Source organism: Mangrovibacterium sp., assembly GCF_059905295.1.
The window spans coordinates 1-11,881 of the sequence record NZ_JBZQJF010000102.1 but is presented as its reverse complement, the minus strand read 5'-3'; the positions used below and the strand labels follow the sequence as shown (position 1 = coordinate 11,881).

The 11,881-nt window shown below is 45.0% G+C and carries 12 protein-coding genes; 1 reads left to right on the top strand and 11 read right to left on the bottom strand.

The genetic code is table 11. The features are described from left to right. Together AC37HE_RS05505 and AC37HE_RS05500 are read right to left on the bottom strand one after the other, a co-directional pair. Window positions 1-589, bottom strand: a 589-nt coding sequence (locus AC37HE_RS05505; protein WP_500781788.1) for a hypothetical protein, incomplete at its 3' end; no start/stop codon positions are given. An 89-nt stretch (window positions 590-678) separates the two neighbouring features. After that, a complete protein-coding gene (locus tag AC37HE_RS05500) occupies window positions 679-1,050 on the bottom strand; it encodes a hypothetical protein (protein WP_500781787.1) in 372 nt (123 codons plus the stop codon). Between the two features lie 150 nt (window positions 1,051-1,200). Between AC37HE_RS05500 and AC37HE_RS05495 the strand changes: the two genes are divergently transcribed. Beyond that, the gene (locus AC37HE_RS05495) at window positions 1,201-1,587 is read left to right on the top strand and encodes a SpoIIAA family protein (RefSeq protein ID WP_500781786.1); all 387 of its coding nucleotides are present in this window, start codon (window positions 1,201-1,203) and stop codon (window positions 1,585-1,587) included. 100 nt (window positions 1,588-1,687) lie between these two features. Here AC37HE_RS05495 and AC37HE_RS05490 read toward each other — a convergent pair whose 3' ends face one another. The 9 genes from AC37HE_RS05490 to AC37HE_RS05450 form a co-directional block, all read right to left on the bottom strand. Next, a complete protein-coding gene (locus tag AC37HE_RS05490; RefSeq protein WP_500781785.1) occupies window positions 1,688-3,223 on the bottom strand; it encodes a DUF3570 domain-containing protein in 1,536 nt (511 codons plus the stop codon). Between the two features lie 6 nt (window positions 3,224-3,229). Beyond that, window positions 3,230-3,439: a DUF4266 domain-containing protein gene (locus tag AC37HE_RS05485; protein WP_500781784.1), complete on the bottom strand. Its 210-nt coding sequence runs from the start codon at window positions 3,437-3,439 to the stop codon at window positions 3,230-3,232. Continuing rightward, the gene (locus AC37HE_RS05480; protein ID WP_500781783.1) at window positions 3,436-4,422 is read right to left on the bottom strand and encodes an FAD:protein FMN transferase; all 987 of its coding nucleotides are present in this window, start codon (window positions 4,420-4,422) and stop codon (window positions 3,436-3,438) included. The genes AC37HE_RS05485 and AC37HE_RS05480 overlap by 4 nt, the downstream gene beginning before the upstream one ends. Next, entirely contained in the window at window positions 4,419-4,868 is a 450-nt protein-coding gene (locus AC37HE_RS05475; RefSeq protein ID WP_500781782.1) for a thioredoxin family protein, read from the bottom strand. Before AC37HE_RS05475 ends, AC37HE_RS05480 begins: the two co-directional genes overlap by 4 nt. Window positions 4,869-5,143: 275 nt before the next feature. Then, on the bottom strand, window positions 5,144-6,097 hold the full coding sequence (gene metF / locus AC37HE_RS05470; RefSeq protein ID WP_500781781.1) for a methylenetetrahydrofolate reductase [NAD(P)H]: 954 nt from the start codon (window positions 6,095-6,097) through the stop codon (window positions 5,144-5,146). A gap of 29 nt (window positions 6,098-6,126) precedes the next feature. Further along, on the bottom strand, window positions 6,127-6,285 hold the full coding sequence (locus tag AC37HE_RS05465) for a hypothetical protein (protein ID WP_500781780.1): 159 nt from the start codon (window positions 6,283-6,285) through the stop codon (window positions 6,127-6,129). Between the two features lie 37 nt (window positions 6,286-6,322). Continuing rightward, window positions 6,323-10,000 carry a methionine synthase gene (gene metH, locus AC37HE_RS05460; protein ID WP_500781779.1) on the bottom strand — a complete coding sequence of 1,226 codons (3,678 nt, stop codon included), beginning with the start codon at window positions 9,998-10,000 and terminating at the stop codon, window positions 6,323-6,325. 151 nt (window positions 10,001-10,151) lie between these two features. After that, window positions 10,152-10,445 (bottom strand): GIY-YIG nuclease family protein, encoded by a 294-nt coding sequence (locus tag AC37HE_RS05455; RefSeq protein WP_500781778.1) that lies wholly within the window; start codon window positions 10,443-10,445, stop codon window positions 10,152-10,154. Window positions 10,446-10,630: 185 nt separating this feature from the next. After that, window positions 10,631-11,380, bottom strand: a complete 750-nt coding sequence (locus AC37HE_RS05450; RefSeq protein WP_500781777.1) for a UPF0280 family protein — start codon at window positions 11,378-11,380, stop codon at window positions 10,631-10,633. Window positions 11,381-11,881: the final 501 nt, after the last annotated feature.

Below are 11,881 nucleotides of genomic sequence, written 5' to 3'. Positions count from 1 at the left end.
GAACTCCGGCCGGCTTTCCACCCGCTGTTTCTACCGAAGGGGTAATCTCCACTTCGGTATTATCTTCCGTAGCAATAATCAGAAATTCGCTGTTGCGCCCGTTATAGTAGTTACCGTAAAGGTCTTCACTAACATGTGGTTCATAACACATGGCGTAGTAGTCCTGACCGATGGATTCTATCGGATAAATAACAGCTACATCAGATGATTGGTTATCCCAGTTTAAGGCATAAACATTGACAGGACTGTCTGAAACCAAATGAATCCCTTTATCTTGAATAGTCTCAGATCCCAATGCCTCCAATATAAGCCATGAAATATCAACTGGCGTCGAAGAATCAGCCGCAACAGAGAAATTACCAAGAGAAATTTCGGAAGGACCATAAGTAACGGAGAAATTGGCATCGTAACTGGATGTAACAGTCAGTTGCAATTTATGCCCATTTGGATTATAATTCCGTCCCTCCATAAAGCCAAACCAAAATTCGGATCCTTCGGTGGAACGTATACAACCTTCGTGATCTTGAGCAAAAAGACTGAAGAAGCTAAAAACGATAAAAAGCGCCAACAAGAGTTTTTTCACGGTCATTCGGATTTCTGCTTTTAAAGCTAACGAAAAACCACCAAAAACATTTTACCTGGCCTTTCATTTTAAAAACATAGAAAATGCCAACAGTCTTATTTACTGCTGAAATACCGACGAAACAAAACTTTCTTCAAATCGCGGAAAATAATCTGGTGAGCAATGACTTCGATTTGATTGTAATGCGGAAAATCAACGCTGGTTTGATCAATGTCGCGCTGGCTAATATCCACCTGGTACAAAATAGACATTAGCAGGTCGGCATTCGAATTCATCAGCCGATCAATTTGAGCAACCAGCTGGCGATGCAGTTTTTCATAGGCATCATCAATGGATCCGGAATATTCAATTTCAACCCCAAACAGGCCAAAGTCCTTCATAATTTGGGCAATGGTATCCAGGATAATATCCTCACGATTCAGAAAAACATCCACATTCCCGGGCTTTATATTCGGTAGATCTCGCATGACTGATGATTTTCGGACAAGGTAGGGAATTTTTGTCGGGAAACTGAGGCAAAACACTTTAACAATGCTTAACGAAACTTTTACGGTGCTTAACTAACCAGGGCAATTTCAGAACGTTTAAAATAAAAGCAAACGTTAAATCATAAAGGCATGTTAGAACAAATTGGAACATTCGAAAATAACGTATTAGCCGTTGAAGTCATTGACAGCTTTACCGAAACAGATGAAAAGATTTGTGAGAAGTTTTTCAATGAAAAGCTTGAAAAGGGTTTTAAACAGGTAAACGTCTTGGTAAAGCTGGATGAGATGAAAATCAGCCATATTCAAACCAAAGCCTTTATGGAAGATGTCCTTTGGGCTTTGCGCAACTACAAAAGTATTGGTCATTTGGCCATCGTTGCCCATTCAAATATTTTAAAGGCCCTCGTCCCCATCGACAACCTGTTTTTTCAACGGGCCAAAGAAGGCCGTATGGAGCGTTATTTCGACGTTTCGCAGATGGATGAGGCAATCACATTCGTTAGTTCGGATAATTAAAAAAACGAAACAGGGGATCATGGTGATGGCTTTTCACCACGATCCCTGGTTTAGTTGACAAAACCCGGATTATATTTCCTGTCTTGATGAGTTCCTCCAGCTATTCATGAACATATTTTAAGCCGAAGGAAATTATATTGGCTTTTAACCCATCGCTACGCATATAGTGGCTATAACGCAGGTTAAAATTCTTCAATCCAAAATGGAACATCTTGTTTTTAGGGAAAATGTTCGTATAACTCAGCCCTAAACCAAATTGATTACTGTGAAAACCGGACAAATCATAGTCGGAGGTGTAATATTCTTCGGTTGACAAGTGCGTTTCATAGGGTGCAAAATAGTCGGCAGCGGTTTGCCAGTAATACCGGTAATTGGGAATCAAACTGAAACTAGGTGAAAAACTGATTGGCAACTCCACACTCCCCGTATGTGAGGTAATACCCCAATCGTCGGTATAAAAGCGGTAATAAGTTCGCAGTTTAAATGTTTCATTAATGTAATAATTGATCCGTGTTCCGAATGGCAGTTTAAACCGGGTACCCGGTAAATGTTCCGTATCATCAGCAAGCTGGTAAACACCCTTATTTTGCCGGGTCGTGTAATTCGATATATAACTGGCCGTTCCGATGTAATAATTGGGCAAATCAGCAAAATAGATCCGGTGATACGGGGTTGAAAGTAAGCCCTCCTGATAAATCAGATCAAAGAAAAAGGAGGCCTGCAGACGCTTTGTGAATATCTGCGAGAAACTCACTGAAGCCGAGTAGGAATTCCGCTTCTTATGCTGCCAGACCGAAAACCGACTGGGTAAATAATCGGATGTTTCATCGCCGTTGGCATCAATCACTGTTACTCCTTCAAAGTATCCGGAACTAAGAAAATCGGAGCCATAATCGCTGTATTCATGCAGTTCAGTCGGATAAATCGGCTTCCATTTATCCAGGTAAATGTTCGTCTTCAAACTAATTTCAGAGTCCTTCCCGTTGAATAACCGGACGGCACTTCCTCCAAAGCCAAATGAATGATAATCATATTCTTTTGTTGCGGCTAAATGTGCTCCAAGTATCCAGTTCCGATCATCTGAGCTATGACTGTAATCCAGGCTCAGACTTTTCAACATATCTTTCCTTGAGGCTCCAGTAGTAGCTTGCCATGGAGTTCCGGTCACTGTTTTTGTTGTCGTTGCCGATGAAGAAGTACTACTGGTCGAAGTTGTGACATTGCCCGGTCCACCACCACTTGAGGCACCGGTTCGGGAACCACTGCTACTTGAGCCACTGCTACTCGTCGTTCCGGACGAATAACTTGTTGAAGCCCCCGTAGAACTATTGAATGGATTAATATTACTTGACGAGGCAGAAGTGTAAGCCGACAAGCCTGCGTCAATCGTCAGCACATCATCATCATTTACCGGAACAGTAATGACAATTGTTGGTGTTGCATCTGAAAGTGACTCATCGCCAACTCCACCATTCACGGCTGCATGATCTCCTTCCTGATGATAAAAGCTCATCAGCAATTCAACTTCTGGTGTTTCCAACACCCGTTTTTTATACGAATCTTTTTGATCAGTACTCGTTTGTGCCCGGGTAACAAGACCCGAGAAAATAAAAAATATCAATACAAGCTTCCTCATAATATATCAATTACATCCACATCCACCACCTGATTTACCACCATTTGCTCCTGCTGCAGCCTCCCGATACACCTGAAAGTTCAATTCAAAACGCTGGTCTGATGAAGCTCCCAATTTCATATTTGGGTCGTTGACATAGACCTTTTCATATTCTTTCACCGTCTTGCAAGCACTGAACAACAGCATCACGACTCCTAAAAAGATTAGCTTTTTCATTCTTCTCCTGTTTTTCGTTCAATATTTTTGGAATAATAGATTTTACCCTGATCATCGACAAGAACACATTCGATGCCCTGAAGCTGGTTAACCATGTCCAGGCCAGCATCAATCCCCATCACAAATACCGATGTTGCCAGGGCATCAGCGAGTTCGGCTTTCGGGGCAAAAATGCTTACGCTGGCAAGGCCACGGGCAGGCCAACCGGTTCGCGGATCAATAATATGGGTATAGCGCTTCCCGTTCAGGATGACAAATTTCTCATAGTCGCCCGAGGTAACTACAGCTCTATTTTCAATTGGGAACCATGAGAATACATGATTCTTATTGATGGGGTTTGTGATACCAACCATCCATTGTTTACCATCGGGCCTTGTACCCCAGCAGTTCAGGTCACCGGAGGCATTAATCATTCCGGCTACAACCCCCTCTTTCATCAGCAGATCTTTAGCCCGGTCGGCCGAGTAGCCTTTGCCGATCGCACCAAACCCGATTTTCATTCCGGGAAGTCGTAAAAAGACCGTTGACTTCTCCTTGTCGAGAATAATATTTTGGTATCCTACCTTGGCCACTGACTGCTGAATAACTGCTTCATCGGGAACCTCCTGCATTCCACCATCGAACTTCCAGATTTTGTCCATGGCGGCATAAGAAATATCAAAAGCCCCTTCGGTTACCTTAGAAATTTGGATGGCCCGCTCAATCAAGCCCATTAATTCCGGCGATACTTTCACCGGGGCAATGCCTGCATTCCGGTTAATCGCTGATGTTTGCGAGTTGGCATCCCACGAAGAAATGATCTTTTCAATCCGACTGATCTCCTGTACTGCATCGTCGATATAACGATCGCCTTCAGCCTTATTTTGAGCGACAACAGTAATCTCGTAGTAGGATCCCATGAGCATTGTTGGTCGCATAAACACCTCCTGTGAAAATGCATTCACAGAAAGGAAAAGCAGAATAACAAAGGAAACGAGTCTCATAACTTGGAATGTTCCAAAGTAGCCAACTGACTGATGTATTCTGCCGGGCTAACGTTTTTATAACCGGTATTTCCAAGAACCTTCCCGTTTTGATCTAAAATAACGACTAAAGGGAAGTAACCATTGGGGTTGTACTGCTCAGCCAGCTCGTCGTTGTAGGCTTGCTGAGCCTCACTTAGCTTATTCTTTTTCTGCTTGGGGAAATCGGCCCTGAGAAGCACAAAATGATCCTTTGAAAATGTCTTAAATTCATCCGATTCCAGAATGTAACGTTCCAGTTTCATACATGGAATACACCAATCTGAACCGGAAAAGACCAACAGAATATTTTTACCTTCTTTTGTTGCCTTGGCTTCCGCCTGATCGAGTTTAGTCACCCAATTCTGTGAAAATCCCTGAACTGAGATGATCACAAACACCAACATCCAAAATGCTCGTTTTTTCATATCCAATAAAATCTGATTTAACTAGTCCTGTTCTTTTATACCCGGCAGCTCGCATGCAATCGTGTTCCCGGGATTTTACTGTATATCCTGAAAAGAAGGGACTTACCCTACCATGGATCTGAAAAAAAGAAGGATTTCAACCAAAATTTTAGGACTTAGGAGGAAGAAATAAAAACATTAGTTCGTATTAACTAGCCAGTTTCCCTATAAAAGCAAAAGATCCAACCTGCAAAAACAGATTGGATCTTTTGGTATGCTGATTTTTCGTCAAGTGCTTACAAGACAGCCTCAACAATTTTCCGGGCATTGTCCGACACGCCCATGGTGTACAAATGCAAACTAGGCACTTTTTTGGCCACCAATTCCTTTGACTGCTGAATGGCCCATTCTGTTCCGACTAATCGCACGTCATCGTTATTTTTACACTTCTTCAGCTCGTTTACCAAGTCCTGAGGCAGGTCAATGCTGAAAATCTTCGGAAGAATCGTCAAATGACGCAAGTTGCTGATTGGTTTTATTCCCGGAATAATCGGGATGGTAATACCAGCCGCACGACACTTATCGACAAAGTCGAAATAAACCTGGTTATCGAAGAACATCTGCGTTACGATATACTCGGCACCAGCATCCACCTTTTGCTTTAAATAAGCCAAATCAGTATCGAAATTAGGCGCTTCGAAGTGCTTCTCAGGATAGCCTGCGACCCCGATACAGAAGTCCAGCGGAGTTGTATTTCGCAAATCCGGATCGAGGTACTTACCGTTCCGCAAATCCACAATTTGCTTTACCAGCTCGTCGGCATTGCCATGTCCGTTCGGATCGGGACGAAAAACCGTATCCCCCTTCACGCCATCACCACGCAAAGCCAGCACGTTTTCAATTCCCATGAAATTCAGATCAATCAACACATGCTCGGTTTCACTTTTGGAGAAGCCGCCACACAAGATATGCGGAACAACCGGTATACCATACTTGTATTGAATTGCAGCAGCAATAGCCACTGTTCCCGGGCGCTTACGAACCACCTGCTTTTTGATCGATCCATCCGGCATTTCCTTGTATATCATCTCATCGCGGTGCGTTGTGATATTAATATAGCTCGGATTGTAATCGATTAAACTTTCAATGGTACGATAGATGGCACTGGCATCATTCCCCTTCAACGGAGGAAGCAGTTCGAATGAGAATACCGTTTTATCGCTTTGGTTGATGATATCTATAACTTTCATTTTCCGGGTCGAATTTGTCTGATTTCGGTTTACTTAAAGATGCTTTCAATCTGTTTCTGTGCTTTTTTACTCTGACGGTGCATTTCGGTTTCAATCGAATTGTTGAAATGGAAAATCATATCAAGCACAAACATAACGGCCAAACCTAATAAGAAAGCGATGATCGCTTTTTTTGTAGAACTACTCATTGTCTTTTTTCGGGGTTTATTCTTAATTATCTATCAATTAGATTCCTTTATAGTTAACATTGATCGGCAAGAACTGCTCAACCAGGTCAACCGATACACCTTTCCGTGCAGCGTAATCTTCCACCTGATCTTTACTGATCTTCTCCAGGCTGAAGTAGCGCGACTCCGGATGTGCAAAGAACTGTCCGCATACTGCAGCAGTCGGGTACATCGCATAGTGCTCAGTCAGCTCGATGCCGATTTTCTCTGCACCCAACAGGTTGAAAAGGTTTCGCTTTTCCTGGTGCTCCGGGCAAGCCGGATAGCCCAATGCCGGGCGAATTCCCTGGTAACGAACTTTCAAAATATCGTCCCAGCTAAGCTCTTCATTTGGCACATAGCCCCAGTATTCTTTCCGAACTTTTGCGTGTAGCAGCTCGGCAAAAGCTTCGGCCAAACGGTCGGCCAGTGCTTCGAGCATAATTGCTTTATAATCGTCGTGATCGGCTTTGTATTCCTCCAACCATTTCTCAATGCCAATTCCGGCAGTCACGGCAAATCCACCACAGTAATCGGTTTTACCTAGCTCTTTCGGCGCTACAAAATCCGACAAACAGAAATTGGGCACGCCCTCTTTTTTCTTCTCCTGTTGACGCAGGTGATAGAAACGGCCCAGCTCGTCGCTGCAAGCTTCATCGTTGTACAGCACGATGTCGTCGCCATCGGCTTGGGCCGGCCAGATACCGTACACACCATTGGCCTGCAACATCTTCTTCTCAATGATTTCATCGAGCATGATCTGTGCATCCTCGTACACTTTACGAGCCTGTTCCCCCTGTACTTCATCGTCCAGAATTTCGGGGAAGCGACCTTTCAACTCCCAAACAAAGAAGAAGAAATTCCAGTCGATGTACTTCCGCAGTTCTTCCAGCGGGAAGTCAATCAACTCGTGCACCCCGGTTTGCTTAGGCTTGTAGATTACATCAGCATTCCAGTCGGGCGAGAATTTATTGGCACGGGCTTCATCCAGCGTCAGGTATTCCTTCTGCTTTTTCTGTCCGTGGAACTCGCGTATTTGTGCGTATTCGTCTTTCAACGATTGCAGGAACTCTTCATTTTTCGACAGCAAGTTAGCCACCACACCCACCGTACGGCTGGCATCTTTAACATGCACTACAGGCTCCGAATATTGCGGATCAATCTTCACCGCTGTATGTATTTTGGAGGTTGTTGCACCACCAATCATCAGTGGTAAATGGAAGTTTTGACGCTCCATTTCCGCAGCTACGTTCACCATGATCTCAAGCGATGGTGTAATCAAGCCGCTCAAGCCAATAATGTCGACATTCTCTTTGCGGGCTGTTTCCAGAATTTGCTCGGTTGGAACCATCACTCCAAGGTCGATCACCTCGTAGTTGTTACAACCCAGCACTACACCCACAATGTTTTTACCAATATCGTGCACATCACCTTTTACAGTAGCCATCAGCACCTTTTTCTGGCTGCTCTGCTGGTTCTTGAATTTCGCCTTGTCAGCTTCGATATACGGCAGCAGGTGAGCTACCGCCTTCTTCATTACCCGGGCCGATTTAATAACCTGTGGCAGGAACATTTTTCCCGATCCGAACAAGTCGCCAACGACGTTCATGCCGTCCATCAGCGGGCCTTCAATGATATTCAGCGTTGGGCTGTACACCGGAATAATCTCGTCCAGGTCCTGCTCTACGTAATCAGGAATCCCTTTCACCAAGGCATGTTCCAGTCGTTTTTCAACCGGTAACTCGCGCCATTCGTCTTTACGCACCACCTTACTTTCGTCGGCTTTCAGGTTTTGTGCAAAGTCCAGCAGGCGTTCCGTTGCATCCGGGCGACGGTTCATCACCAGGTCTTCGATATATTCAAGCAGGTCTTTCGGAATTTCATCGTAAATCTGCAACATCCCCGGGTTTACAATTCCCATGTCGAGCCCAGCCTTGATGGCATGGAACAGGAATACCGAGTGGATCGCTTCGCGCACCAGGTTGTTACCGCGGAACGAGAAGGACACGTTGCTCACCCCACCACTTGTTTTGGCGTGTGGCAGGTTTTGCTTAATCCAACGGACAGCTTCGATGAAATCGACCGCATAGTTGTTATGCTCTTCCATACCTGTACCGATGGTCAGGATATTCGGGTCGAAGATGATGTCTTCAGCCGGGAAATTCAGCTTTTCGGTCAACAGCTTATAGGCACGTGTGCATATCTCAACACGTCGCTCGTAGTTGTCGGCCTGTCCCTTTTCGTCGAAGGCCATCACCACCACGGCGGCACCGTACAGCTTTATCTTATGGGCATGTTCGAGGAATTGCTCCTCGCCTTCTTTCAAACTAATAGAGTTTACAATGGCTTTCCCCTGCAAACATTTCAATCCGGCTTCGATCACCTCCCACTTGGAGCTGTCGACCATCACCGGAAGCTTGGCAATGTCGGGTTCCGACATCAGCAGGTTCAGGAAAGTCACCATTTCCTTCTTCGCATCCAGCATGGCATCGTCCAGGTTGACGTCGATCACCTGGGCACCATCTTCCACCTGGTCGCGGGCAACGGCTAAGGCTTCTTCGTATTTTTCTTCCCGAATCAGGCGGGCAAACTTGCGCGAGCCCGACACATTACAACGCTCACCAATATTCACAAAATTGGTTTCGGATGTGATGGTCACCGGCTCCAGACCGCTGAAACGGGTTAATTCGTCATTCTTTTCTTTAATGTGCGGCTCGGCTGCAGCTGCAATACCGGCAAATTTGCGGATATGGTCGGGCGTAGTTCCGCAACAACCACCAATGATATTCACAAAGTGGTTATCCAGAAAGTCCTTCACCTGAACAGCCATTTCCTCCGGTGTTTCGTCGTACTCGCCAAACTGGTTAGGCAAGCCCGCATTGGGGTAGGCACTGATGTAGAACGGCGCCTTTTTAGCCATTTCTTCGAGGTACGGACGCATATCTTTTGCACCCAGCGAGCAGTTTAGTCCAATACTCAACAGGTCGATATGGCGTACCGAGTTCAGGAAAGCCTCTACGGTTTGTCCCGACAGTGTACGTCCGCTGGCATCGGTAATGGTACCCGACACCATGACCGGCAGGTGCAGATCCCGTTCTTCCAGCTCTTCTTCGATGGCAAACAAAGCTGCCTTGGCGTTCAGTGTATCGAAGATGGTTTCCACCAACAACAAATCGACGCCCCCGTCCAACAGACCTTTCACCTGTTCGCGGTAGGCATCCTTCACAAAATCGAAGGTTGTGGCGCGGTAACCCGGGTCGTTCACATCGGGTGACAACGACAGGGTTTTATTGGTTGGTCCCAGTGCACCGGCTACATAGCGCGGCTTGTCGGGATTTTTTGCCGTATATTCCTTAGCCACCTCGCTGGCCAGTATGGCCGACTGCTTGTTGATTTCGTACACCCATTTCTCGGTGTGATAATCGGCCTGTGAAATGCTGGTGGCATTAAAGGTATTGGTTTCAATGATGTCGGAACCGGCATCGAGGAAAGCTGCATGGATGGTTTGAATCACATCCGGACGGGTAATCGACAGCAGATCGTTATTCCCGAACAGCTCATTGGTCAGTTCCGCCAAATCATCATTTCTGAAATCAGCTTCCGTCAGCTTGTACTTTTGGATCATGGTTCCCATGGCTCCGTCGAGCACCAGCACGCGGCTTTTCAGTTCTTCACGTATGTCTTTTTTGTTTGTCATCTTACTTCTTATTCTATAAAAGCCTGAATTCTTCGTCATTGCGAGGAGGTACGACGAAGCAATCTTATCAGCAGGAACAGATTGCTTCTCCGGCAACTGCCGGATCGCCATGACGATAAAAGCGACTTTTACGTTTTAATCGTTTCTTGTACTATTCAATCTCATTTGTCAAATCCTTCCATTCCGGGTTCATGGCCTGAATCAAATCGAGTTTCTTCTTCCTTGAACCTCCCTTGATCTGCTTCTCGCGATCAATAGCTTCTTCAATCGAATGAAACACTTCAAACCAAACGAGTTTGTCAACATTATATCTTCTAGTAAAGCTTGTTGCATAAATCTTGTTTTTATGCTCATACATTCTTTTAACCAAATCAGATGTTACTCCGGTATACAAAACCGTGTGGTTTCTATTGGTTAAAATATATGTCGCTCCACCTCTAATCATTAAAAAAAAAATCTAACAACTTCCCGACCATCTTTTCTTGTCCTTGTCGGAGAAATCATCCACTCAACCGGGACAGATTGCTTCGTCGTTCCTCCTCGCAATGACGATAAAGGATGCATTCCTCCAGGATAGATTGTTTCTCCGCCAACTGCCGGATCGCAATGACCGCATAAACGATTTTTCGGTTATACAATCAATTTCAATTCATTTTCGCCGTGCATGGCGATCTCCTCTTCCACGATAAACATGGCAGCGGTCACTTCAGGCATCAGCTTCAGGTGTTTAAGCACCTTATCCAAATCGTTACTGCTTTTCACCCGGTTACCAACTCCTACTGCCAGGGCCGATGCATCGGCACCTTTTTGAGCCAGAATCATCACGGCACTGGCCTTGGTATGATTAATCGGATGTCCCTTGGTTCCCAAGCCTGTACCAATGCCCAAGGGTGTTTGTTCCGCTTTAATTTCGAGGCCCATCAGGCCCGAATCTTCCAAATCGTCGGCAAAAATACTCACAATCAGCGAATCTCGAAGCTTTAAATACAAATCTCCGCTATTTTCAACAATGATTTCATTTAACTCAAACTTTTCGAGCAAGGCCTGAGCAACCACCTGGTTGACCAAGCCTATTTTAGCAGCCAGCGGGCCAGTGGATCCCAGCTCAGCCGATTGGGACAGCTGAATGATAATCTCGGGGGCTGTTTCGGGCACCGGGTAAGGTTTCAGACTTTTCTTAAAAAAAGGTTCCTCTTCCGCATAAGCCTTCAACTGGTCAACAAGCTGTATTAGTACTTCCTTTGCTACCGATTCCATTTCGGGTTTGTACGAATCCGGATCGACACCAATCCACACATCATTGTCGAGGTACTCAACCGTGAACGATTGAAAACGTTCTTTCGGAAAGCAATTTCGGTATGTTCTGGGTTCAAAAAGCATCTTATAAGTTATTTACGGGTTTTTTAAAGCATAAACCCGATGATTGAACGGTCTATTTTTAATTTGGTTTAACGAATCGCGCAGTTTTGTGGTATAAGTCGATTACTATGGTTCTAAAACAGCTGCCATTCGCCCCATACGAGGTTTGTAAAAATACTTGTGAATAGCACGAAAGAGCTGCAAACAAGTTGATTTCCGAATTTCCATAGATCGAATTTCCATTTTTTTGAAAGTCTCTTCTGAGTTTCAAGTTTCAAGTTCCAAGTTCCAAATTCCAAGACAACCCGACAACTTCAGATAACAATGACAACCTGATGTCCGAAAAACGTTCCACTTTCATTCCTGTTGGTGATTCCCCGAAATCATGTACTTTTTTGAAAACAGACGGGATCCAGCCCAAACCTGCTGATTTTTAACAATTGCGGGCAAATGTAATGTCAAAAGGCTTAATTTTCAAATCCGGCCGACACCTTTGCCCCTGCACTTCAAACTTTCAAATCG